Consider the following 23,142-nt stretch of genomic DNA (forward strand, 5'->3'; position numbering starts at 1 on the left):
GACCGTACAGCTTGGTTGGTACGGCCGTGCCAGACGGTGGTCGGCCTTCGGCGCCGGACCCGGAGCGGGTGTCAGAGCGGGACGCGGGAGACGGGGCAGGACATGCAGCGTGGGCCGCCGCGGCCGCTGCCGAGCTCGGAGCCGACGATCCGGACCACCTCGATCCCGGCCGCCTCGAGCGCTTCGTTGGTGACGGTGTTGCGCTCGTAGGCGACGGTCAGCCGCGGGGCGAGGGCGAGGGTGTTGTTGCCGTCGTCCCACTGCTCGCGCTCGGCGGTGACCGGGTCCAGGCCGGTGTCGATCACCCGCAGCCGGTCGAGGCCCATCGCCGCCGCGGCGGCCTCCAGGAACGGGGCCGGGCCGCGGACGGCCAGGTCGGTCGTGTCGGCGTCGGCGAGCCGGCCGGCCCCACCCTCCCCGGCGGTGACCGTCCAGGCCACCAGGTCGTGGGCGACGGCGGGGTACATGACGAACGCGTCGACGTCGACCATGGTGGCGACGGTGTCCAGGTGCATCGTGGCCCGCTGCTGGGCGATCGGGACGACCAGCACCGTGTGCGCCAGGCCGCGGGCGAACACCCGCCGCGCCAGCCGCTCTGCGCCGCCGGGCGTCGTCCGCTCGCCCACGCCGACCGCCACCACCCCGGGCGCCAGCAGCAGCACGTCACCGCCCTCGAGGTGCTCCAGGGAGGCGTCGTAGAGCTGCTCGGCACCGGCGAAGCGCGGGTGGTGGGCGTAGACGGCGGCGGTGATGGTGCTCTCCCGGTGGCGGGCCGGCATCGCCAGGGAGGTGACCGCCACCTCGTCGCCCACCCACACCGACGAGTCGCGGGTGAACAGCAGGTTGGGCAACGGCCGGACGACGAAGTCGGAGCGGTCCATGAGCTCGTAGGAGAGGCCGCGCGCGCCGGGCAGCTCGTCGTGCGCCAGCCCGGCGATGAGCGTGGCGGCGAGGTCCTCGGGCGGGAGGTCGCCCAGGTGGGCGGCCGCCGTCCGCGTGAGCGTGGCCCCCAGCCGCGGGTCGTCGACGGCCGCGTCGATCAGCTCCGCGCGGGCCGCCGGGACGTCGAGCACCTCGGCCAGCAGCCGGTCGACGTAGAGCACCTCGACCCCGCGGGCGGTGAGCGCGGCGGCGAAGGCGTCGTGCTCCTCCTGCGCCCGCGGCACCCACGGCACCCCGTCGAAGAGCAGCTGGTCGTTGTTGCGCGGGGTCAGCCGGCGCAGCTCGTCGCCGGGCCGGTGCAGCAGGACGGTCCGCAGCGGCCCGACCTCGCTGGTCGCGCCCGGGATGGCGGTGTCGGCGGCGGGTGCGGTCATGAGGCGAGGCTGGCACAGCCGGTGGACGACGGCCGCGCACCACCGCCTGGTGGGCCCGGCGGATGATCAGCTGAGCTGGTCGTGGCGCGTCCTGGCTCACGGTCGACGGTGAGCCAGGACGCGTCGCGGTGATCCCAGCTGATCGTGCGGGCCGGGGCCGGGCCGGGACCCAGGACGGGGTCCTTCGTCACTCGGGGAGCAGGACGCCGGGGTTGCAGACACCCGCCGGGTCCAGCCGCTGCTTGACCGCCCGCAGCACCTCCACGCCCAGCGGGCCGATCTCGCGCTCCAGCCAGGGTCGGTGGTCGGCGCCGACGGCGTGGTGGTGGGTGAGCGTGCCGCCGGCGGCCATGAGCGCGTCGGTCGCCGCACGCTTGGCGGAGAGCCACTGCTGGATGGGCAGGGCGTCGTCGCGGTCGGCGAGCACGGTGACGTACAGCGAGGCGCCGGTCGGGTAGCCGTGCGAGACGTGGCTCATCACCAGCGCCGGCTTGCCGCGCCGGCCCAGCGACTCGCCCAGCGCCCCGCGGACGGCGTCGTAGACGGTGGGCAGCGCCGTCCAGGTGGCCGCCGTCTCCAGGGTCTCGACCAGCAGGCCGGCGTCGAGGAGGCTGTCGCGGGTGTAGGGCGCGGCGAACCGGTGCCTCCGCCACGACTCGCCGACCCGCCGGCCGACCCGCACCGCCCCGCTCTCGCGCAGCACCGAGACCGCCGCCCGCCGGCGGGCGCGCAGCAGCGGGGGCAGCCCCTCCCAGCCGACGACCAGCAGGCAGCCCTCGCCGCGCCGCCGCACCCGCAGCACGCCGCGCAGCGCCGCGGCGCCTCGGCCCGCGGCCATGAGCAGGTTGGCGCGCGTCTCGTCGGGGTCGGAGAGGCGGACGACGTCGGGCAGCAGGTCGTGCCGGGCCAGCCGCTGCAGCCCGGCCAGCCCGGCGGCCCACGACCGGAACGACCAGCCCTCGTAGGCGCGGGCCCGCGGCCGGGGGCGGACCCGCAGCGTCAGCTCGGTGATGACGCCGAGCGCCCCCTCCGACCCCAGCACCAGACCCAGCAGGTCGGGGCCGGCCGCCGACGCGGGTGGGGAGCCGACCTGCAGCACCCCGGACGGCGTGGCCAGCGTCAGCCCGGCCACCAGGTCGTCGAAGCGGCCGACGCCGGTGGAGGCCTGCCCCGCCGAGCGGGTGGCCGCGTACCCGCCCAGGGTGGCGTACTCCCAGCTCTGCGGCAGGTGCCCGAGGGTGAGGCCGGAGCGCTCCAGGTGCTCCTCCAGCGCCGGGGCGCGCATGCCCGGCCCCACCGTCACCAGGGACGACGCGACGTCCAGCGCCCGCACCCCCGCCATCCGGGCCAGGTCGACCGAGACCGACGGCCGGTCGTCGGCGTCGATGCCCGACAGGCCGCCGACGACGCTGGTGCCGCCGCCGAAGGGCACCGCGACGACGCCCATCCCGCTGCACAGCGCCAGCAGCGCGGCGGTCTCCTCGGTGCTGCCCGGTGCGACCACGGCGTCCGGCGCGTCGGAGGCGTCGCCCTCGCGCCGGCGCAGCAGGTCGAGGTAGCTCTTGCCGCCGGCGTGGCGCAGCCGGGTCTCCCGGTCGGTGCGCACGTGCTCCTCGCCCAGCAGCTCGACCAGCCGCAACCGGTAGTCCTCGGCCAGCCGGGAGGGCGCCAGCCGGATGTCGGCGACCGGCACCGGCGGGGTGCGCCGCGGCGTCCAGTCCAGCTCCCGCGCCAGGTGCCGGCGGGCGGTCCTGGGCAGCAGCTCCGCGAGGTCGGGGAAGGCCGTCAGCTGCAGGGTGCCGTCGTCGGCCTCCGTCCCGCCGGTGACCGTCGCGTCGCGGGGGCGGGTGGCCGGCCCCCAGCCCTGGATCGTGAGTTCGGGCTGCTCGGGCACGGCTACAGTCTGCCGGGTGCCCGGTCCCGGACCCGTCCACGGCGCGGTGCTCTCCCCGGAGCGGCGGGCCGCCGACCTGGACGCCGTCGCCGGTGCCGCGGTCGACGTGGTGGTCGTCGGCGGCGGGGTGACCGGCGCGGGCGCGGCCCTGGACGCCGCCGCGCGCGGGCTGTCGGTCGTGCTGCTGGAGCGCGCCGACCTGGCGGCGGGCACCAGCCGGTGGTCGTCCAAACTCGTCCACGGCGGGCTGCGCTACCTGGCGCACGGCGAGCTCGGGCTGGCCCGGGAGAGCGCCCGCGAGCGCGCCGTCCTCATGGGGGTGACCGCGCCGCACCTGGTCCGCCCGCTGCCCTTCCTCGTGCCCGACGCCGCCGGGCGGACGGCGAGCGCGCTGGCCGCGCTCGGCGGGCGGCTCGGGGACGCCGTCCGGGCCTCGGTGCCCGGCGGCCGCCGTTCCCTGCCCGCGACCCGGCGCGTCGGCGCCGCCGAGGTCGCCCGGCTGACGCCGGGCGTGCGCGGCCGCGGGGGCGGGGTGGTGTTCTGGGACGGGCAGCTGGCCGACGACGCGCGGCTGGTGGTGGCCCTGGCCCGGACGGCGGCCGCGGGCGGCGCCCGGATGGTGACCGGCGCGGCGGTGCGCGCGGTGGACGGCGCCGACGTGCACGTCGAGCTCGACGACGGCGAGGCCCTCGCGCTGCGGGCCGGGGTGGTGGTCAACGCCACCGGTGTGTGGGCGCAGCGGCTGGCGCCGGGCGTGCGGCTGGTGCCCTCGCGCGGGTCGCACCTGGTGGTGCCGGCGGCGCGGCTCGGGGCGCCGTCCGCCGCGCTGACCGTGCCCCTGCCGGGGTCGCGCTCGCGCTACGTCTTCGCCCTGCCGCAGCCGGAGGGGCTGGTGTACCTGGGGCTGACCGACGAGCCCGTGCCCGGCCCGGTGCCCGACGCCGACCCGCTGCCGTCGGACGCCGAGGTGGCGCAGCTGCTCGACACGGTCAACCAGGTGCTGGTCGAGCCGCTGACCCGCGCCGACGTCGTCGGCTGCTACGCCGGGCTGCGGCCGCTGGTGCTGCCCGCGTCGGCCGGCGCCGGTCCCGGGAACGCCACCGCCGACCTCTCCCGGCGGCACCTGCTGCGGGAGGACGGCCCGGTCCTCACCGTCGTCGGCGGCAAGCTGACCACCTACCGGGCGATGGCCGAGGAGGTCGTCGACGCGGCGGTCGCCCGCCTCGGCCGGGGTGCGCCGCGGTCGCCGACCGCCCGCCTGCCGCTGGTCGGGGCGGCGCCGCGGACAGCGCTGGACCGGGTGGCCGCGCCGCGGCGGCTGGTGGCGCGGTACGGCACCGAGGCCCCGGCGGTCGCGGCCCTGGGCAGCGAGCCGGTGGTCGACGGCCGGCCGGAGACGGTGGGGGAGCTGCGCTTCGCGGTGCGGGCCGAGGGGGCGCGGTCGGTCGCCGACCTGCTCGACCGCCGGGTGCGGATCGGGCTGGTGCCGGCCGACCGGGCGCGCGCCGTGCCGGTCGCCGAGCGGGTGCTGGCCGCCGAGCTCTGAGCCGGCCGCCCCCGGTGCAGACCTCGCGGCCAGATCGGCGATCTGGCCGCTTCCTGGCCCCGGAGGCGACCACATCGCCGATCTGGCCGCGAGGAGCGCGGGCCGCCCTGCGCGGGGAGCCGGATGTCGGGCGGGTCACTAGGCTCGTCGCAGCGGCCGAGACGGAGGGGCCCACCCCGTGGCCGTGAGGGGGTGCGACGTGGCGCTGGATCCCGGGGTGCTGGCCGAGCTGGAGTCCATCGTCGGCCGCGAGCACGTGCGCCACCGCGAGGGCGAGGTCGCGCCCTACGCCCGCGACGCCACCCCGCTGTTCTCCTCCCCGCCGGACGCGGTGGTGTTCCCGGCGCGCACGGCCGAGGTCGCCGCCGTCCTGCGGCTGGCCACCGCGCACCGCATCCCGGTCGTGCCCCGCGGCGCCGGGTCGAACCTGTGCGCCGGGACGGTGCCGCTGCGGGGTGGGATCCTGCTGGTGCTCACCCGGATGGACCGCGTCCTCGAGGTCAGCGCCGACGAGCTGCTGGTCCGCGCCGAGCCCGGCGCCACCACGGCCGCGGTCGCCGAGGCGGCAGCCGCGAAGGGGCTGCTGTTCGCCCCCGACCCGGGCAGCCGCACCGTCTCCACGGTGGGCGGCAACGTCGCCACCTGCGCGGGCGGGCTGCGCGGCCTGAAGTACGGGGTGACCCGCAACTACGTCCTCGGCCTGGAGGTCGTGCTGCCCACCGGCGAGGTCATCCGCACCGGCGGCCGGCTGTGGAAGGACGTCGCCGGCTACGACCTCACCCGGCTGCTGACCGGCTCGGAGGGGACCCTCGGCGTCATCACCGAGGTGACCCTCGCGCTGCTGCCCATGCCGGCCACGGCGAGCACCGGGGTGGCCTACTTCCCCTCGCTGGCCGACGCCGGCCGCGCGGTCGGTGCGGTCCTCGGCTCCGGCGTGGTGCCGGCGACGCTGGAGTTCCTCGACCGCACCTGCATCGGCGCGGTGGAGGACTACGCCCGGCTGGGGCTGCGCACCGACGCCGGCGCGCTGCTGCTGTTCGGGGACGACGGCGAGCCGGACGCCGTGGAGCGCAACCTGACCCGCATGGGCGAGCTGTGCGCCGACGAGGGGGCGCTGGAGGTCACCGTGGCCAAGGAGGTCGCCCAGTCCGAGGCGCTGCTGGCCGCCCGCCGCTGCTCGCTGCCCGCGCTGTCCCGGCTCGACACGCTGACCGTGCTCGAGGACGTCACCGTGCCCCGCCCGCGGCTGGCCGAGATGGTCGACCGGATCGAGGCCGTCGCCACCCGGCACGACCTGCTCATCGGCACCTTCGGCCACGCCGGTGACGGCAACCTGCACCCCACCGCGGTCATCGACGTCCACGACCCGGCGGCCGCCGAGCGCACGCACGCCGCCTTCGCCGAGATCTTCGCCGCCGCCCTCGAGCTCGACGGCACCATCACCGGGGAGCACGGCGTCGGCGCGGCCAAGCTGCCCTACCTGCGCGACCGGTTGGGCGACGACCAGATGGCCCTGACCAAGCGGATCAAGGCCGCCTTCGACCCGGCCGGCATCCTCAACCCGGGCAAGGTGGGCTCGTGAGCGCCGAGGTGTCGGGCGCCACCGACGCCCCGGGAGCGGCCGGCGCGGCGTCCCGGGGCATCTTCCCGGCCGAGCTGCTCGACCGGTGCATCTCCTGCGGCTTCTGCCTGCCGGCCTGCCCGACCTACGCCCTGAGCAAGGACGAGAAGTCCTCCCCGCGGGGCCGGATCACCCTGATGCGCGCGCTGGAGACCGGCGTCCTGGACGACGACGACCCGACCCTGCGCGAGGAGTCCTCGTTCTGCCTGGGCTGCCGGGCGTGCGAGCCGGTCTGCCCGGCCGGCGTCCAGTACGGCGAGCTGCTCGAGCACTGGCGCTCCTCCCAGTGGCAGGGCCGGCGCCGGCCGCCGCTGGCGCGGGTGCTCACCAACGTCGTCGTCCGCAACTGGCTGGTGCGGCGCCTGGGTACCTTCCGCGGGCACGCGCGCACCGCGACCGTGGCCCCGCAGGGTCCGCACCTGATGCTCGGCTGCTTCGAGCGCGCGCTGTTCCCCGGCGTGAGCCGGGCCGCGCGGCGGCTGCGCCCGGAGCTGGACTGCCCCGCCGACCAGGGCTGCTGCGGCGCGCTGCACGCGCACAACGGCGACCTGGAGCTGGGCCGGGAGATGGCCCGGCGGCTGGGCGAGCAGCTGCCGGGCACGATCGTCACCACCGCCGGCGGCTGCGCGGCGCACCTGACCGGTGTGCTCGGCCGCGACCGGGTGGAGGAGTTCTCCGAGTACCTCGTCGGTCGGTCAGCCAGCGACGGGTCGCTCTCCGTCGGCGAGCTGCGCGTCGACGGACGGCGGGCCCGGGTCGCCCTGCAGGACTCCTGCCACCTGCGCAACGGGATGGACGTGTGGCGTCAGCCGCGGGAGCTGATCGCCGCGGTCGCCGACCACGTCGAGCTGCCCGGCGCCGCCCGGTGCTGCGGCTCGGCCGGCACCTACTCGCTGCTGCGGCCGAAGGACAGCCGCCGGGTGCTGGCCCCCAAGCTCGACCAGATCGAGGCGGCCGGCGTCGACTACGTCGTCGTGGTCAACCCCGGCTGTCAGCGGCAGCTGGTCGGCGGCCTGCGGCGGCGTCGGTCGCGGGTGCGCGTGCTGCACCTGACCGAGCTGCTGGCCGCCGCGCAGGACGGCGGGCTGCCCCGCCGTCGGCTGCGGCTGCCCGCGCGGCCCCGCCGCGCCCAGGTGCCGGCCGACGAGCCGGCCGGGTTGGCGGCGCACCTCAACGACCGCCCGCTGCCCGACGACCCGGGTGCGTCCGGCGCCGGCCGGCCGGACGCTCTCTGATCGGTCGCCTCCCCCGCCCTCCGCCAGCTCTCCGTCCGCCCTCCCTGCGCCCTCCCTCTGCCCTCCCTCTGCCCTCCCTCCGAGTCGATCATGGGGTTGTTGCGGGACGACACGCGGTGGGCGGCGTGTCGAGCGGCAACAACCCCATGATCAACTCCGGAGGAGGTGGGGAGGTCCGCGACCGCGACACGCCGGCGTCCGGCGGCCGCCGCGGAGTGACCGGCGGCCGCTGACCGGCCGAGCACGCTGCGCGACCGGAGGGATGTCGACAAGGCAGCGCGTGCTGAGGCGGTTCACCGGCTGCTCGGCGGGGGGTGGGCAACGATCCGGTGACGGGGCCGTCCGCACCGGGGTCGAGGGCGGCGGCCGGCGCGGCAGGGGGACCTAGCTTTCGGCTGTCCGCGGCGCTCCCGGTCGCGGCGTCCGACGTCCTCCGAGGAGACCGCAGCATGAGCGCGTCCGTTGCACCGACGACCCCGCTGTCGACCGGGAACGAGCCGGACCGGGCGGGTGTGGGGCTGAGCCTGACGGCGCTGCTGGACCTGGTCGGTGTGCCCGCCGACCGGGCCCCGGCCTCGGGCTGGCCGGCGCCGATCCGCCGCACGGCCGGCTGGTCGGCCACCGGGCTGCGCGAGCGGCTGCGCACCTGGGTGCAGCGGGCGGCCAACTGGGGCGCCGGCCCGCAGGGCGCCTGGTGCGCCTGGTGAACCGGGCGGCCGGCCCGCCCTGTCCGACGACTGACCCGCAGCACGGAGAGGTGCAGTGATGCTGTTCTGGCCGACGGTGGCCGTGGTGGGCTTCCTCGCCCTGACCGGGGTGGTCATCGTGCTGGGCGCCGGCTCGACCGCCCGCTACGAGGCCGAGCGCCGGCGCGTGCGCGAGCAGGCGCAGCCGCCGGCCGTGCCGTCGGGGGGAGGGCAGCCCCCCGCCGGTGGCCCTGCGGCACCGGGAGGGATCCGGCGCGACCTGCGGACGCCGCACCCCCCGGGTGGCGCCGCCACCGAGGCCGGGCAGCGCTCCCGGACGGCGGTGGGCGTGCTGGTCGGCCCAGACGGCGAGGGCGGGACCGGGCGGGCCGCCCCGCCGAGGCGACGGCGCGCGGCGGCCCGCCGGCAGTCCGGTCGGCGGACGCCACCCGCGGCTCCGGCGGGGCCCGACGGCACCGACCGGCTCGAAGACGGGCCGGCCGCCGGGAGCACGACGGTCGGGTGGTGGCTGGCCACCGAGCTCCGCGGCGCGGGCGCCACCGACGGCCGAGCCGTCCGGGCGATGGCCGGCCCCTTCGGCGACCGGGTGGACGCGGACTGGGCCGCCCTGGCCGGCGGGCTCCCGGCGTCCGCGGGCGCCCGGGCCGTCTACGGCGTGCGTCGACCCGACGGGACGCTGTCCCCGCGGACCGAGCCGGAGGAACGGGCGTGGTTCGCCGAGCTCGGCTCGCAGCTGGACAGGCTGGCCGAGGACTGGGACGTGCTGGTGTCGGACACCGACCCGACGACCACGCTGGTGGTCGAGGTGGCCGCGGCGCTGCTCGAGGCCGGGTTGCCGCTGCACGACTGCGACGGGTCCGGCCCGGCCGGCGGGGTGTGCCTGGTCCCCGACCCCGCCGCCCGCGGCATCCTGGTCAGCTGGCGCCAGCACGACCGGATGAGCCGGCAGCAGGTCCGGGGCGCGGCGCCGGACGCGGCGGTGCAGCAGGCGATGAACGCCGCGGTCGCCGACGTCCTGACCCACCTGGGCTTCGCGGTCGAGCCGCTCGGGTCGACCGGTTGCCACCTCGTCGCCCCTGGTCAGCGGTGACGGGGACGACCGCGGCCGACCCCGCCGGGCCGGCGGGGTCGGCGCAGCCGGGTCAGAGGGCCTGCTGGGCCAGCTGCTCGGCGATGTGGTCGGCCTGCCGGATGGCCAGCGCGACGATGGTCAGCGTCGGGTTGGCCGCCGCTCCGGTGGTGAACACCGAGCCGTCGGAGACGAACAGGTTGGGGACGTCGTGCGCCCGGCCCCACCGGTCGACCACGCCGTCCTCGGGCCGCTCGCTCATCCGGGCGGTGCCCATGTTGTGCGAGGCCGGGAAGGGTGGGGTGCGGATCGTCTTGACCGCGCCCACCGCCTGGTAGAGGGTGCGCGCCCGGTCCGCGGCGTAGTCGCGCATGTCGATGTCGTTCTTGTGGTCGTCGAAGTGCACGTTGGGCACCGGGAGCCCGTGCTGGTCGGTGACGTCGGGATTGAGCGTCACCCGGTTGGTGGCGCTGGGCATGTCCTCGCCGACCAGCCACATGCCGGCGAAGTTCTCGTAGGCGTCCATCAGCTCGGTGAAGTCCCGGCCCCACGAGTGCGGGTTCATGAACGAGGCCATGAACGCCGGCCCGAGGTGGATGGTCTCCATGTAGAACCCGCCGACGAAGCCGCGGTCGGGGTCGTGGTACGCCTCGTCCTCGACGATGCCGGCCATGGTGTTGCCCCGGTAGAAGTGCACCGGCTCGTCGAACACCCCCCAGCAGGTGTCGCTCATGTGCCGCATGTAGTTGCGCCCGACCTGGCCGGAGGAGTTGGCCAGCCCGTCGGGGTGCAGGTTCGAGGCGCTGCCCAGCAGCAGCCGCGGCGTCTCGATGGCATTGCCGGCCACGCAGACCACCCGGGCCCGCTGCAGGTGCTCGGCGCCGTCGGCGTCGGCGTAGACGACGCCGGTCACCCGGCCGGCGTCGTCGTGCTCGATGCGCAGCACCATGGACTCGGGCCGGACTTCGAGGTGCCCGGTCGCCTCGCCCTTGGGCAGGTCGGAGACCAGCGGGGACCACTTGGCCCGCGACCGGTTGCCCTCGAAGCAGAAGCCGTCCTGGACGGTGGCCGGCCGCCCGTCGTAGGGCACCGAGTTGTGCGCGTAGTGCCCGGTCGAGTACTTCTGGTAGCCCATCCGGCGGGCGCCCTCGAAGAGCACCTTGGCGTTGTTGTCCGGCTGGTGCAGCGGCATCCCGTGGGTGCCGGCCACGCCCATGTTCGCCTCGGCCCGGTCGTAGTAGGGCTCGAGTTCCTCGAGGGTGATCGGCCAGTCGAGCAGGGTGGCGCCGGGGATCTCGCCGTAGACGGTGCGGGTCCGAAACTCCCAGTCCTGGAAGCGCGGGCAGCAGCCGGCCCAGTGCACCGGCGACCCGCCGACGCACTTGCTGTGCCAGGCGGGCAGGTTGGGGAAGTCCTCGGCCAGCCGGTAGGTGCCGCTGTTGGTGCGCATGTCCAGCCAGGCCAGCTGGTTGAACGCCGGCCACTCGTCGTCGACGTGCTCCTCGGGCTCGACGCGCTTGCCGGCCTCGAGGACGACGACGTCGATGCCCTTCTGGGCGAGCTGGTTGGCCAGGGTGCCACCGCCGGCGCCGGAGCCGATGACGACGACGACCGAGTCGTCGGTGAGGTCGAACGGTGCGGGCACGGCTCAGTCCTCCTCGCCGCTCCGGGCCTGACCGGCCTCGGTCTGGATGCGGGCCTCGTCGCCGTCGCGCTCGTCGCCGATGGTCTCGGCCACCGGCGCGTCGCGGCGGTCCGGGGCGTCGTCGAGCCAGTCGACGTCGTCGAAGCCGCGGTGCAGGTAGCCGCCCTCGTCGGTGGACGGGCCCTCGTAGCCGAAGTACGGCCACACGTCGTGCTGGCTGTAGAGGTTGACCACGACCTCGGCGGCGACGGCCTGGAAGAACGGCGTCTCCTGCAGCCGGGTCAGCGCTGCCACCTGCGCGGCTTCGGGCAGGCCGCCGAACTCCGAGGGGTACCGGCCGGTCGTCGTGGCCAGCCAACCCACGCCCTCGGTGAGCAGGATGCGCATCCGGGCGTCGGCCGCGGCCTTCTCGTCGAGCGCGGCGACCACCCGCTCGTAGTGCACGTCCGGGAGCCGGTCGTGCGGGTACATGGCCCGGGTCATGCTGACCAGCGCCCGGGCGGTGCCCTGGTCCAGGGCCCGCAGGTCGGCGAGCCCCCCTGTCCGGTCCGGGTCGGTGTCGAGCCGTTGCCCAGCGACGGCGGCGTCCGCGACCCGGATGCCGCCCTCCTCGCTGACCTGTCCGTCCAGACCCACTGACTGCGTCGTCATCTCGGCGCCTCTCCCGTCCTCGCGCCGGTACGACCCGTCGGGGCACCGGCGTCTGTTTCTGGGAAACCGGTTGGTCGTGCAGCTGGACGCTCTGCTCGTCCCGCTCCGTCGGCGTGCGCGTCGACCGCGGGACCTGGAGGGCCGATCCAGGGTGGGCGGAGTGTAGGCCCGGCGGCGGCCGGCCCGCAGCCCGACGAGGCGGTGGCCGGGGGCCGCGGTTCGACCCGAGCCGCGGGGGGCACACCGGCGTCCGCAGTACCCGCCACTCGGCACCGGGAGGACGAGATGATCTTCATCACCGCCAAGTTCCGCATCAAGCCGGAGGACGCCGACCGGTGGCCGGAGATCGCCCGCGAGTTCACCGAGGCCACGCGGTCCGAGCCCGGGTGCCTGTGGTTCGACTGGTCGCGCAGCCTGGACGACCCGACCGAGTACGTCCTGGTGGAGGCCTTCCGCGACGACGAGGCCGGCGGGGCGCACGTGCAGTCCGACCACTTCGGGAAGGCCCAGGAGACCCTGCCGCCGCACCTGGTCGAGACCCCGCGGATCGTCAACTTCTCGATCCCGCAGGACGACTGGTCCGAGCTGGGCGAGATGGCCGTCTCGAGGTAGCCGACCGGCTCGGCGTCCTGCCCGTCCGCGTCTGGCGGCCCTCCGGGGGGCCGAAGTGGCCACTCCGGCCCCCCCCGGGCGGGCGCTCAGCGGCGGCCGGCGGCGACGAGGGGTGCCCGGCGCGGGTAGAGGTGCTGCTCCAGGCAGTCGACCAGGAAGGCGGCCAGGTCGGCTCGACTGATCCGGGTCGACCGGCACGACTCCGATGCGTGGTGCTCGACGGCGCCGGTCGCGGGGGTGTCCGTGAGCCGGGGTGGGCGCACCAGCGTCCAGTCCCGGTCGCTGGCCGCCCAGACGGCGTACTCGGCCGGCTTGTCGGCGACGACCGCGCCGCCGAGCTTCTGGATCAGCGTGGAGATGACCCGTGCGCTGGGCGACTTGCGGTCGCCGGGGACGTCGATGCCGGCGCCGGAGACGCCGACGAAGCGGTCCACCCCGGCTCGCTGCATCGCCGGGACCAGCGCCGCCGCGGTCTCCCGGTGCAGCGTCGCGTCCTTGCCCACCGGCCCGAGCGCGGAGACCACCGCGTCGGCGCCGGCGACGAGGTCGGCCAGCGCCTCCGGGTCGCGGCTGGACCCGGTCACGACGCGCACCGACCCGGCCGGCTCGCCCAGCTTCGCCGGGTCGCGGGCCAGCACGCTGACCTCGTGCCCGCGGCGCAGCAGCTCGGCGACGACGGCCCGGCCGGTGCGGCCGGTACCACCCAGGACGGCGACCTTCACGACTGTCCTCCTCGGGGGTTCTCGGGTGTGCGGCGCCAGGCCGCCTGCTCCCGGACGGCGGTGGTGCGCACGCTCGCCGGCGGCCGCCCGGTGACCTGCTCGACGTGGTCGGTCAGCCCGGCGGCCAGCCCCAGCCGCGCCGTCGTGTAGATCGCGGCCGTCACCACCGCCATGCCGACCGGCATGCCCAGGACGGTGCGCGCGTGCCGGAACCAGCCGGGCAGCCCCGGGTCGCGGTAGGTGATCGGGCGGCCCAGCACGTCGGTGAGGACGTCGGCGACCTCGGTGTAGGTCAGCGCCTCCGGGCCGGTCGGCGTCCACGCCTGGTCGCGGTGCGCGGCCGGGTCGAGCAGGGCCGCGGCGGCCACCGCGGCGACGTCGCGGGTGTCGACGAAGGCGGTGCGGCCTCGGCCGGCGGGGACGACGACCTCGTCGCGGTCGCGGATGTCGGGCGCGTGCGTCGTCGACAGGTTCTGGGTGAAGAACGACGGGCGGACGAACGTCCAGCCCAGCCCCGACCCCTGCAGCCAGCGCTCCACGGTGGCGTGCGGGACGACGCGCAGCCGGTCGGCGCCCTGGATGGACAGGAACACGACGTGCTCGACGCCGGCCTCCCGCGCGGCCGCGACGGCGGGTAGCAGGTCGCGCCGCACGTTGCCGATCGCCGGCGGTCGGACGAGGAACAGCGCGCGGACGCCGGCGAACGCCGCCGCCCAGGTGCGCTCGTCGGTGAAGTCGAACCCGACCGTGCCCTCCGGCAGCTGCCCGGAGGACGGGGGTCGGACCGCGCACCGGACGTCGGCGCCGGCGGCGTGCAGCTCCTCGCCCACCCAGCGGCCCACGTTGCCGGAGGATCCGGTCACCAGGACGGGCATACATGTACGGTACATGCACGATCGGGGCGGGGGACGTGGACGAGCACCGGGACGGCGCGGTCGAGACCTCCCTCGAACGCGTGGACCGGGCGCTGCTGCGGCTGCGGCGGATGTGGGACGCGCCGGCCGGCATCGAGCACGAGGGCGCCCTGGTCGAGGGCTCCACCCTGCTGGTGTGCCTGGCCGTGGAGGAGGGGCTGGCCGGGGCGGCGGAGGTCGGCGTCGTCGAGGTGGCCGCGGCGCTGGGAGTGACCCACTCGACGGCCAGCCGGCTGGTGACCCGGGCCGTCGCGGCCGGGATGGTGGCTCGGCGCCCCTCGTCGACCGATCCGCGCCGGACCTCGCTGACGCCGACCGCGGCCGGCCGCCGGCTGGTGGCGGCGTCCCGAGCGTTCCGCACCGCGCGTCTGGCGGCGCTGCTCGCCGGCTGGCCCGACCGCGACGTCGCCGCCCTGGCCGACCTGCTCACCCGCTTCGCCGCCGCGGCGGCCGGCCCACGCCCGTGATCACCTCGGAAGGGGCGGCCCTCCTGCAGGTAAGAGGACCCCCTCCTCCCCCCCTCGCTCCGCTCGGGGCGGTGCCCGGGAGGGGGCCTGGCGCGAGCCTCGGACGGCCCCGTCCGGAGGCTCGCCCGAGCCTGCGAGGGATGAGGAGGACGGGGTCCTTCTCGGGGGGCAGGAGGGTCCTTCCTCAGCCGTCCTGGCGGGCGGCGTTGGTCTGGACGGCGGTGCTCACGTACTGCGCGAGCCCCGGCGCGACCTGCTCGTAGTGGGCGGTGAACCGCTCGTCCTCGACGTACACCCGGCCCAGGCCGGCGTGCATCTGCGGGGAGCAGTCGTAGAAGTTCCGGCTGATCTGCTGCCGGTGCTCCTCGGCGAGGTCCATCGCCTGCTCCGAGTCGGCCGGGACGCCGGCCCGCATCGCCTCGGCGAAGCGGCGCTCGACGTCCTCCCCCTCGGCCTTGACCCGCAGCCAGTCCTCCTTGGTGTAGCCGCGGGTGCGCCGCTGCGACTCGGCGTAGGCGTCGGTCTCGCCCCAGCGTTCCCGCACCTCGGCCTCGTACTGCGCCGGGTCGTGCTCGCCGAACACCTCGAACCGCTCCTCCGGGGTCAGGGAGATCCCCATCGCTCTCGCCTCCAGCTCCTTCTCCACGGCCGCGATCACCGCCCGGGTCCGCTCCAGCCGGTCCTGCAGCAGCCGGTGCTGCCGGCGCAGGTGCTCGGCCGGGTCGGCGGACGGGTCGTCCAGGAGGGTCGCGACCTCCTCGAGGGGGAAGCCGAGCTCGCGGTAGAGCAGCACCTGGTGCAGCCGGTCCAGGTCGGCCGGCGAGTACTGCCGGTAGCCGGCCGCCGTCCGGCCCGAGGGTGACAGCAGCCCGATCCGGTCGTAGTGGTGCAGCGTGCGCACCGTGACCCCGGCCAGGGCGGCCACCTCTCCCACGTTCACGGCTCCTCCTCTCTCCGACGGCACCGAGTGCACAGCCTGACGTCGCGTCAGGGTCAAGCAGGATGTCCCCGGGATGCAGCAGGGTGCCCGTCATGGACGAGAAGGGGACCCTGCACCGGTACTTGCGCCTCCGCCGCGACGACCTGCTGGCCAAGCTCGACCGCCTCGACGAGTACGCCGTCCGCCGGCCGATGACGCCGACCGGCACGAGCCTGCTCGGCCTGGTCAAGCACGTGGCCCACGTCCAGCTGGGCTACCTCGGCGACGTGTTCGGCCGGCCCGGCGGCCGCCCCTACCCGTGGGACGACGGCGGCGAGGCCGACGCCGACATGTGGGCGACCGCGCAGGAGAGCCGGGCGGACGTCGTGGAGCTGTACCGGTTCTCCGCCGCGCACGCCGACGCCACCGTCGAGGCGCTGCCGTTCGACGCCGTGGGCGAGGTGTCCTGGTGGCCGCAGGAGCGGCGGCACCCGACGCTGCACACGATCCTGGTGCACCTGTGCGTCGAGGTCGCGCGGCACGCCGGGCACGCCGACGTGGTGCGCGAGGTGATCGACGACGCCGTGGGCATGAGCCCGGGCAGCCCGAACCTGCCCGAGCGCAGCACCGAGGAGTGGGCGGCCTTCCGCGCCCGCGTCGAGGCGGCCGCCCGGCAGGCGGCGCGGCGGGCACCCTGAGCCTCACCCGGCCAGCAGCCGCTCCACCGCCGCCCGCCCGACCGGCGGCTCGTCGGGATCCGCGGGGACGACGACGTCGAGCACGAGCCGCGCTCCCGCGGCGGCCACCAGGCGTGCGGCCGTCTCCAGGCTCGGTCGCCGTCGGCCGTTCTCGTGTGCACCGACCACGCTCTGGGCCACACCTGGCGCGCCGGCCCAGCTCCGCCTGCGTCAGACCCGCTCGGCGGCGGGCTCGAGCGATGGGTTCTGCCGCCGCCGGTGACACGAGGACGGCCACAGCGGATCGTGTGTGGAGTCGAACGGGTGCCCGCGGGGTGCATGGGTGAGGATCGGGGCATGGCTGCCGACGACGTCTCGCCCGAGGACCCCTTCCCCCGCAAGCGCGTCCGGGTGGACCGGCGGGCCGACGGCACCCTCGAGATGGCCTACGTCGAGGTCGGCGAGGGCGACCCGATCGTCTTCCTGCACGGCAACCCGACGTCGTCCTACCTGTGGCGCAACGTCATCCCGCACGTGGCGCGCCTCGGGCGCTGCCTCGCCCCCGACCTGATCGGCATGGGGGAGTCGGACAAGATCGCCGATCCCGGCCCCGGCACCTACTCGTTCGCCACCCACGCCGGGCTGCTGGAGCGGTTCCTCGACCAGGTCGGGGCCCGGGAGCGGGTGACCTTCGTGCTGCACGACTGGGGCTCGGCGCTGGGCTTCGACTGGGCTCAGCGGCACCGCGACGCCGTCCGCGGCCTGGCCTTCACCGAGGCGATCGTCGTCCCCCTGACCTGGGCGGACTGGCCGGCGGCCGCCCGGGGGATCTTCTCGACCATGCGCGGCCCGGACGGCGAGGCGGCGGTGCTGGAGAAGAACGTCTTCGTCGAGCGCATCCTGCCCGCGTCGGTGGCCCGCGGCCTGAGCCGGCAGGCGCACGACCGCTACCGGGCGCCGTTCCGCACGCCGGAGGAGCGCTGGCCCACCCTGGAGTGGCCGCGGCAGATCCCGATCGAGAGCGTGCCGCCGAAGGTGCACGATGTGGTGTCCCGGTACGGGCAGTGGCTGCGGCACAGCGACGTCCCGAAGCTGTTCCTCGACGCCGACCCGGGCTCGATCCTGGTGGGCCGGCCCCGGGCGTTCGTGCGCAAGTGGGCGGCGCTGAGCGAGGTCACCGTGCCGGGCGCCCACTTCGTGCCGGAGGACTCGCCGCACGAGATCGGCCGCGCCCTGGCCGAGTGGATCCCGACCCTGCGCTGACGGTCGGGGGCCGCACGGGCTCGGCCCGGGCCTAGCGGGAGGTGAGCGCCAGCCTGACGCCGAGGCCGAGGAAGCAGGCCGCGAACGCCTGCCGGATGCGGAGGACCAGCCGTGGCCGCTCGAGCAGGGTGCGGCGCACCGCGGCGGCGGCGACGCCGTAGCCGGTGAACACCACGAACGTCATCGCCATGAACACGCCGCTGAGCGCGAGCACCGTGCCCAGCTGCCCGTCGGCGCCGACGGGGACGAACTGTGGCAGGAAGGCGAAGAAGAACAGCGTCAGCTTCGGGTTGAGCAGGTTGACCAGCACCGCCGAGCCGATCACCCGCCACGCCGAGCGGGGCGCGCGGTCGGCGTCCACGGCCAGGGCGCTGCGGTCCCGCCAGGTCGCCCAGGCCGTGTACAGCAGGTAGGCCACCCCGGCGGCCTTGACCAGCTCGAAGGCCAGGCCGCTGGCCCGCAGCAGCGCCGCCGTGCCGGTGATCGCGGCGGCCAGGTGGGGGACGGTGCCCAGGGTGCAGCCGGCCGCGGCGACCACGCCGGCCCGAGCGCCCCGCGACAGGCCCGCGGCGATGGTGAACAGCGCGCCGGTGCCGGGGGTGGCGACCACGACCAGGGACGTCAGCAGGAAGGCGACGCTCACGCGGGCTCCTCTCCAGGACGCGCAGGGCGGCTCGAGGGGCTGGTCAACGCGTCTTCCTGCCGGCGCGCAGGGACTCGGCGGTCTTCGCGATGCGGGCGGCGCGCGTCTCGGGCCTCTTCGCCTCCTCGACCCAGCGCACCCACTCCTCGCGGTGGGAGGGGGCCAGCCCGTCGGAGGTGGCCCGTCCGGAACCGCATGTCGCGCATCCTGTCACTCCGGCGCCGGGCCGGGACAGGGCGCCGGGCGGTTGGGTCGACCCGTGGTGGCGTCACGACGCGTGCTCGCGGCGACGGCGGGCACGGGGACGGCCACCCCGAGGCCGGGGAGGAGACCGATCCGGGGAGTGGTGGCGGATCGTGTGCACCGCCGTGCCGTCAGCGGTCCCGGGCCACCGCCCCCGACGGTGGCCCCACCGCTCAGCCGGCGAGCGTGCGCACCGTCTCGACGGCCGCGACGACGGCGAAGACGAGGAACAGCGCCGCCGCCACCCGACGGATGAGCGCGACCGGCAGCCGGTCGGCCAGCTCCTTACCGAGGAACACGGCCAGGCCGGAGACGGTGAGCAGCGCCGCCCAGGCGCCGACGAAGACCGACAGCGGGTCGTCGAAGCGCGCGGCGAGGCCCGCGGTGGCCAGCTGGGACAGGTCGCCCCACTCGGCCGCGAACAGCACGCCGAAGGAGATCGCGGCGGCGCGCAGGAACGAGGTGCCCTCGCGGGCGTCGGCGACGTCCTCGGCCTCCTCCGGGCCGGCGGTCGCGCTGCGCCACAGCAGCACCGCGCCGACCAGGAACAGTACCGCCACCACGCCGCTGACCAGCGCCTGGGGGAGCAGCGAGAGCAGGCTGCCGGCGGTGACCGCGATCGCCACCTGCAGGCCGAACGCCGTCCCGACGCCGAGGAACACCGGCCAGGACGGGAACCGGGTGGCCAGGACCAGGCTGGCGAACAGCGTCTTGTCCGGCAGCTCGACGGGCAGGACGAGGATGAACGCGGTCGCGATGACCGACAGCGACAGCACGGTGTCCCTCTTCCGCTCGGCACTGCCGGGCGGGCACGGGCAGCCTCCGACCGGCCGGTGTGCGACGGTCGGGGGTCTGGCCCGCCCACGCCGGTGCGTGGGCCCGCTGACCGGGCGCCCGGAGGCGCCAGCGTGTCGACCAGCGGACGGGGGCTGCTCCCCTTCTCGGCGGTCCAGCCTAGCCGAGCGGCCCCCGGAACCCGGGTGCGCCGAGGGGTGACCCGCGCTACGGTCCGCCCATGCCGTTCCGTTGACGCCGGTCACCGACGATCCCGGCGGCGGCCCGGCCGCTCGTGCGGCTGGCCGTGTGCTGGGCCGCGCTGTCCGAGCTGGTGCCCTTCTACCCGCTCTACGCCCTGCTCTTCCTCGACGCCGGGCTCTCCGACGCCCAGGTCTCGGGACTGTTCGCGCTGTGGTCGGTCACCGGCTTCCTCACCGAGGTGCCCGCCGGTGCGCTGGCCGACCGGTGGTCCCGCCGGGGGGTCGTCGTCCTCTCCGGTGTGCTGCAGGCGGCCGGCTTCGCGCTCTGGACGGTGGCCCCGACGGGGTCGGCCTTCGCCGCCGGGTTCGTGCTGTGGGGCGTCGGCGGGGCGCTGGTCTCCGGTGCCGCCGAGGCGCTGGTCTTCGACGGGCTGGCCGACGTCGGCGCGCAGGCGGTCTACGCCCGCGTCAACGGCTGGATGACCGCAGCCGAGCTGCTGGTCCAGCTGCCGACGGCGGCCGGAGCCACCGCGCTGTTCGCCGTCGGGGACTACCCGCTGGTCGGCTGGGCCAGCGTCGCGGTCTGCCTGGCCGCGGCCGGGCTGGCCCTGCGCTTCCCCGAGCCGCCGCGGACCCCGGACGACGACGGGGAGCCGGCGGGCGGGACGCTGCGGCTGGGGCTCGCCCAGGCGCTGCGCCGTCCCGACCTGCGCCTGGTGGTGCTCGCCGTGGCGCTGCTCGGCGGCCTGGACGCCGTCGAGGAGTACATCCCGGTCATGGCGCGCTCCTGGGACGTGCCCGCCGTCGCCGTCCCTCCCGCCGCCGTCGCCGTCGCGCTGGCCGGAGCGCTCGGCGCGGCCCTCGGAGGCCGGGCCGCCCAGCTGTCCACGCGCGGCCTGCTGGCCCTGCTCGCGGCGTCCGGCGCGTTGCTGGCCGGAGCCGCGGTGTGGGCCCACCCGCCGGCGCTGGCCCTGCTCGCCGCCTGCTACGGGCTCTACCTGGCGGTGCTCGTGGTCGCCGAGGCGCGCCTGCAGGAGCGGATCGCCGGGCCGTACCGGGCGACGGTCACCTCGGTGGCGGGGCTGGGCCTCGAACTGGCCTCGCTGCTGGTGTTCGGCGCGTGGGCGCTGGGCGGGCCGGTGGCGGTCGCGGCGGTGTTCCTCGCCGCCGTCCCGGTGGTCGCCGCCGGGCTGCGGGAGCCGGCCAGGACGCCCTGATGTCCCCGGGCCTCGCGGGCCCGCCGCAGGTAGGCCGACGGCGGCACCCCGACGACGGCGCGGAACTCGCGGCTGAAGTGGGCCTGGTCGAACCAGCCGAGCGAGACCGCCAGGTCGGCCAGGTCGGTGACCTCGCCGGCGTCGATCGCGGCCGCGGCGTCCTGCAGCCGGTAGCGGGCGAGCACCGCCTTGGGGCCGAGCCCGACGGAGGCGGCGAACAACCGCTGCAGCGAGCGGACGCTCACCCCGGCCAGGGCGGCCACCTGCTCGACCCGCACCAGCTCGCGGTCCTCGAGCATCTCCTCGACCAGCGCCAGCAGGTCGAGGTGGGTCGCCGACGGCTGCGGCGCGCAGGCCGCCAGGGCGGCGTCGAGCACGGCGGCCCGGGCGCCGTCGTCGTCCTCGGCCAGGACGGCGGCCATGAGCGCGTCGGGGGCCGGGCCGAGCTCGCCGCCCAGCGGGGTGACGCCGTCCGGCAGCGGCCGCCGGCCGGTGAAGGCCGCCCAGCCGCCCGGGCGGAACTTCACCGCGGTCACCCGCCCGACCCCGGCGAGGTCGACGGTGAACCGGCGGCGGACCGGCCCGTGCACGAGCACGGCCGGCAGCGCGACCCCGAAGCGGGGCCGGGTGCCCTCCTCGACCGAGACGTTGACGCTGGGATGGCTGAGCACCTCCGACCGGAACGGCGGCCGCCCGGTGCGGTCCCAGCGCACCGACCAGTAGCGCTCCACGAACGGGGCCAGCTCCGGCGCCACGGCGGTGTCGCGCCGCAGGTCGGCCTCCCGCGCGGTCTCGGCCGGGCACAGCACGCCGTGCGTCGTCCGCGGGGCTGTCGCATTCGTCCAAGACGCCACCGCCGCAGGGTAGGCAGGGTGGCGGACATGGCGATCACCGACGGCCGTCCCGACGGCTACACGACCCTCACCCCCTTCCTCGTCTGCTCCCCGGCCGGCGAGGCGATCCGCTTCTACGCAGACGTGTTCGGCGCCACGGTGGTCAGCCGGATGGACGGTCCGGACGGCACGGTCCCGCACGCCGAGTTCGACCTCGGCCTGGGCCGGCTGCAGCTGGGTGACCCGAACGACGCCTACGGCCTGGTCGCGCCGAGCGGGCGGGCCGACGACCGGGTGAGCAGCTCGACCTGCGTCTACGTCGCCGACGTCGACGCGGTGGTCGCGGCGGCGGTCGAGCGCGGCGCGACCGTGCGGGAGGAGCCGGCCACCTTCGTCACCGGCGACCGGTTCGCGTCGATCTACGACCCGTTCGGCCACCGCTGGGCGGTGATGACCCGCGTCGAGGACGTGAGCCCGGAGGAGGCCGAGCGCCGGCTCGCCGAGTGGGCGGCGCAGCAGTGACACCCGTCCGGCCGGGCGCGGACCACCCGGGACGGAGGAGCCGAGCCGTGGGCTACACGAACACGTTCATCGCGGTGGCCGAGGACTGCCGGGCGGGCACCGGGGAGGTGCCTCCCGACCGGAGCGGCGTCCCCACGGTCGCCGCCGTCCAGTACGCCCTGCACGCCGTGGACTCGCCGTCGTACGCGCGACTGCGCGCCGACGGGCGGCTCACCCAGCTCCGGGCCATGCGCTCCCGCCGCGGGTAGCGGCGGGAGCGGCGGGAGCGGCTCAGCCGACCGGATGGGCGGCCTCGGCGGCGGCCGTGGCGGCGCGCAGCACCTCCTTCACCGGCAGGCCGCGGTCGCGGGCCAGCGCGGCGACGTCCTCGAACTCGACGCCCACGTTGACCACCCGGTCGCCGACCCGCGCGACCTTGACGCCGACCCGGCCGCCGAGCACCTCGACCGACGTCGACGTCCGCTCCAGCGCGACCTTGCCGACGGGCACCACCCGCAGCCCGATGGTCGACGTGGTGGCGAACACCGCGGCCTGCACCGCGGCGACCGCGTCCGGCCGGCACAGCGCGGACAGGGTGTGCGCCGGGCGCCCCTTCTTCATCAGGATCGGGGTGAGCCAGGCGTCCGACGCCCCGGCGGCCAGCAGGGCGTCGAGCACACCGGGCCACAGCCGGGGGTCGAGGTCGTCGACGTTGGCCTCCAGCACGACCGGGGACGCCGGCGAGGACCCGGCCGGCTCGCCCAGGACCAGCCGGACGACGTTGGGCAGCTCGGCCGGGTCGCGGGCGCCGGCGCCCACCCCGACCCGGTCCACCCGCACCGGCGGCAGCGGCGTCCACTCGTCGACCCGGGCGGCCAGCAGCGCCGCGCCGGTGGGCGTGCACGTCTCGGCCGGCACCGGCCCGGCGTGCACCGGCGCCCCGGCGAGCAGCTCCAGCACCGCCGGCGCCGGGACCGGGACGACGCCGTGCGCGCCGCGGGACGAGCCGCTGCCCAGCGCGACCGGGGAGGCGCTCAGCCGGGTCAGGCCCAGGTGCTCGAAGCCGGCGACCACCCCGACGACGTCGGCCAGGGCGTCGAGCGCGCCGACCTCGTGGAAGTGGACGTCGTTCGGGTCGACCCGGTGCACCCGGCCCTCGGCGAGGGCCAGCCGCGCGAAGACCGCCAGCGCGCCGTCCCGCACGGCGGGAGAGAGGTCGGCGTCGGCCAGCAGCGTCCGCACATCGGCCCAGGTGCGGGTCGCGGTGGACGGCGGTGCCTGCACGTGCACCCGGGTGGCGCCCAACCCGTGCCGGGTCACCTGCTCGGCCAGCAGCCGGACCGGCTCGACCGGCAGCGCGGCGACCGCGGCCGCCGGCACCTCCAGCGGCACCCCGGCGTCGACCAGCGCGCCCAGCAGCAGGTCACCGCTGCAGCCGGCGGACAGGTCCAGCCACCCGATCACGGCTCG

Annotated in this window: 24 protein-coding genes and 1 pseudogene; 12 read left to right on the forward strand and 13 right to left on the reverse strand. The window is 76.5% G+C overall.

Going from position 1 to position 23,142, the window contains the following annotated elements:
* Nucleotides 1–71: 71 nt before the first annotated feature.
* Together DQ238_RS14570 and DQ238_RS14575 are read right to left on the reverse strand one after the other, a co-directional pair.
* Complete coding sequence (locus DQ238_RS14570; protein ID WP_113781994.1) at nt 72–1,316, reverse strand: arginine deiminase; 1,245 nt, start codon at nt 1,314–1,316, stop codon at nt 72–74.
* Between the two features lie 187 nt (nt 1,317–1,503).
* Nucleotides 1,504–3,210: an FAD-binding oxidoreductase gene (locus tag DQ238_RS14575; RefSeq protein WP_113782070.1), complete on the reverse strand. Its 1,707-nt coding sequence runs from the start codon at nt 3,208–3,210 to the stop codon at nt 1,504–1,506.
* Nucleotides 3,211–3,226: 16 nt separating this feature from the next.
* On the opposite strand from DQ238_RS14575, the gene DQ238_RS14580 reads away from it, so the two are divergent.
* The 5 genes from DQ238_RS14580 to DQ238_RS14600 all read left to right on the forward strand — a co-directional run bounded on the left by DQ238_RS14580 (nt 3,227) and on the right by DQ238_RS14600 (nt 9,409).
* On the forward strand, nt 3,227–4,756 hold the full coding sequence (locus DQ238_RS14580) for a glycerol-3-phosphate dehydrogenase/oxidase (protein ID WP_233495978.1): 1,530 nt from the start codon (nt 3,227–3,229) through the stop codon (nt 4,754–4,756).
* 199 nt (nt 4,757–4,955) lie between these two features.
* Nucleotides 4,956–6,338, forward strand: coding sequence for an FAD-binding oxidoreductase (locus DQ238_RS14585; RefSeq protein ID WP_113781996.1), 1,383 nt, complete (start codon nt 4,956–4,958; stop codon nt 6,336–6,338).
* Complete coding sequence (locus DQ238_RS14590; protein WP_113781997.1) at nt 6,335–7,612, forward strand: (Fe-S)-binding protein; 1,278 nt, start codon at nt 6,335–6,337, stop codon at nt 7,610–7,612. Before DQ238_RS14585 ends, DQ238_RS14590 begins: the two co-directional genes overlap by 4 nt.
* A 449-nt stretch (nt 7,613–8,061) precedes the next feature.
* Nucleotides 8,062–8,319 (forward strand): hypothetical protein, encoded by a 258-nt coding sequence (locus DQ238_RS14595; protein WP_113781998.1) that lies wholly within the window; start codon nt 8,062–8,064, stop codon nt 8,317–8,319.
* 58 nt (nt 8,320–8,377) lie between these two features.
* Nucleotides 8,378–9,409 (forward strand): hypothetical protein, encoded by a 1,032-nt coding sequence (locus tag DQ238_RS14600; protein ID WP_113781999.1) that lies wholly within the window; start codon nt 8,378–8,380, stop codon nt 9,407–9,409.
* 52 nt (nt 9,410–9,461) lie between these two features.
* Here DQ238_RS14600 and DQ238_RS14605 read toward each other — a convergent pair whose 3' ends face one another.
* On the reverse strand, nt 9,462–11,033 hold the full coding sequence (locus DQ238_RS14605) for a GMC family oxidoreductase (protein ID WP_113782000.1): 1,572 nt from the start codon (nt 11,031–11,033) through the stop codon (nt 9,462–9,464).
* Nucleotides 11,034–11,036: 3 nt separating this feature from the next.
* Nucleotides 11,037–11,684, reverse strand: coding sequence for a gluconate 2-dehydrogenase subunit 3 family protein (locus DQ238_RS14610; protein ID WP_147263084.1), 648 nt, complete (start codon nt 11,682–11,684; stop codon nt 11,037–11,039).
* Nucleotides 11,685–11,969: 285 nt separating this feature from the next.
* Here DQ238_RS14610 and DQ238_RS14615 point away from each other — a divergent pair, with 285 nt between their 5' ends.
* Nucleotides 11,970–12,296: a putative quinol monooxygenase gene (locus DQ238_RS14615; RefSeq protein WP_113782002.1), complete on the forward strand. Its 327-nt coding sequence runs from the start codon at nt 11,970–11,972 to the stop codon at nt 12,294–12,296.
* An 86-nt stretch (nt 12,297–12,382) separates the two neighbouring features.
* On the opposite strand, the gene DQ238_RS14620 is transcribed toward DQ238_RS14615, so the two are convergent.
* Together DQ238_RS14620 and DQ238_RS14625 are read right to left on the reverse strand one after the other, a co-directional pair.
* A complete protein-coding gene (locus tag DQ238_RS14620; protein ID WP_158550793.1) occupies nt 12,383–13,018 on the reverse strand; it encodes an NAD(P)-dependent oxidoreductase in 636 nt (211 codons plus the stop codon).
* Nucleotides 13,015–13,881, reverse strand: coding sequence for an NmrA family NAD(P)-binding protein (locus DQ238_RS14625; RefSeq protein WP_158550794.1), 867 nt, complete (start codon nt 13,879–13,881; stop codon nt 13,015–13,017). The genes DQ238_RS14620 and DQ238_RS14625 overlap by 4 nt, the downstream gene beginning before the upstream one ends.
* A gap of 47 nt (nt 13,882–13,928) precedes the next feature.
* Here DQ238_RS14625 and DQ238_RS14630 point away from each other — a divergent pair, with 47 nt between their 5' ends.
* Entirely contained in the window at nt 13,929–14,399 is a 471-nt protein-coding gene (locus DQ238_RS14630; protein WP_158550795.1) for a MarR family winged helix-turn-helix transcriptional regulator, read from the forward strand.
* A 184-nt stretch (nt 14,400–14,583) separates the two neighbouring features.
* On the opposite strand, the gene DQ238_RS14635 is transcribed toward DQ238_RS14630, so the two are convergent.
* Complete coding sequence (locus tag DQ238_RS14635; RefSeq protein WP_113782005.1) at nt 14,584–15,339, reverse strand: MerR family transcriptional regulator; 756 nt, start codon at nt 15,337–15,339, stop codon at nt 14,584–14,586.
* Between the two features lie 92 nt (nt 15,340–15,431).
* Between DQ238_RS14635 and DQ238_RS14640 the strand changes: the two genes are divergently transcribed.
* Entirely contained in the window at nt 15,432–16,016 is a 585-nt protein-coding gene (locus DQ238_RS14640; RefSeq protein WP_113782006.1) for a DinB family protein, read from the forward strand.
* 3 nt (nt 16,017–16,019) lie between these two features.
* On the opposite strand, the gene DQ238_RS22855 is transcribed toward DQ238_RS14640, so the two are convergent.
* Nucleotides 16,020–16,184, reverse strand: a complete 165-nt coding sequence (locus DQ238_RS22855) for a hypothetical protein (protein ID WP_158550796.1) — start codon at nt 16,182–16,184, stop codon at nt 16,020–16,022.
* 168 nt (nt 16,185–16,352) lie between these two features.
* On the opposite strand from DQ238_RS22855, the gene DQ238_RS14645 reads away from it, so the two are divergent.
* A complete protein-coding gene (locus DQ238_RS14645; RefSeq protein WP_113782007.1) occupies nt 16,353–17,258 on the forward strand; it encodes a haloalkane dehalogenase in 906 nt (301 codons plus the stop codon).
* 31 nt (nt 17,259–17,289) lie between these two features.
* On the opposite strand, the gene DQ238_RS14650 is transcribed toward DQ238_RS14645, so the two are convergent.
* The 3 genes from DQ238_RS14650 to DQ238_RS14660 form a co-directional block, all read right to left on the reverse strand.
* The gene (locus tag DQ238_RS14650; RefSeq protein WP_113782008.1) at nt 17,290–17,901 is read right to left on the reverse strand and encodes a LysE family translocator; all 612 of its coding nucleotides are present in this window, start codon (nt 17,899–17,901) and stop codon (nt 17,290–17,292) included.
* Nucleotides 17,902–17,944: 43 nt separating this feature from the next.
* On the reverse strand, nt 17,945–18,115 hold the full coding sequence (locus DQ238_RS24135; RefSeq protein WP_113782009.1) for a YdeI/OmpD-associated family protein: 171 nt from the start codon (nt 18,113–18,115) through the stop codon (nt 17,945–17,947).
* 202 nt (nt 18,116–18,317) lie between these two features.
* A complete protein-coding gene (locus tag DQ238_RS14660; protein ID WP_233495980.1) occupies nt 18,318–18,920 on the reverse strand; it encodes a TMEM165/GDT1 family protein in 603 nt (200 codons plus the stop codon).
* Nucleotides 18,921–19,213: 293 nt separating this feature from the next.
* On the opposite strand from DQ238_RS14660, the gene DQ238_RS14665 reads away from it, so the two are divergent.
* Nucleotides 19,214–20,338, forward strand: a complete 1,125-nt coding sequence (locus DQ238_RS14665; RefSeq protein WP_233495981.1) for an MFS transporter — start codon at nt 19,214–19,216, stop codon at nt 20,336–20,338.
* 32 nt (nt 20,339–20,370) lie between these two features.
* Here the strand turns inward: DQ238_RS14665 and DQ238_RS24435 are convergent.
* Nucleotides 20,371–21,192, reverse strand: a pseudogene (locus DQ238_RS24435) (helix-turn-helix domain-containing protein); the annotation flags it as partial.
* 27 nt (nt 21,193–21,219) lie between these two features.
* Between DQ238_RS24435 and DQ238_RS14675 the strand changes: the two are divergent.
* Nucleotides 21,220–21,693, forward strand: a complete 474-nt coding sequence (locus tag DQ238_RS14675) for a VOC family protein (protein ID WP_113782010.1) — start codon at nt 21,220–21,222, stop codon at nt 21,691–21,693.
* A gap of 47 nt (nt 21,694–21,740) precedes the next feature.
* Complete coding sequence (locus DQ238_RS14680; RefSeq protein WP_113782011.1) at nt 21,741–21,941, forward strand: DUF6157 family protein; 201 nt, start codon at nt 21,741–21,743, stop codon at nt 21,939–21,941.
* A gap of 22 nt (nt 21,942–21,963) precedes the next feature.
* Here the strand turns inward: DQ238_RS14680 and larC are convergent, their stop codons facing one another.
* Nucleotides 21,964–23,136 (reverse strand): nickel pincer cofactor biosynthesis protein LarC, encoded by a 1,173-nt coding sequence (gene larC / locus DQ238_RS14685; protein WP_113782012.1) that lies wholly within the window; start codon nt 23,134–23,136, stop codon nt 21,964–21,966.
* Between the last annotated feature and the right edge of the window lie 6 nt (nt 23,137–23,142).

It is taken from the genome of Geodermatophilus sp. TF02-6 (assembly GCF_003319115.1).
GTDB lineage: Bacteria > Actinomycetota > Actinomycetes > Mycobacteriales > Geodermatophilaceae > Geodermatophilus.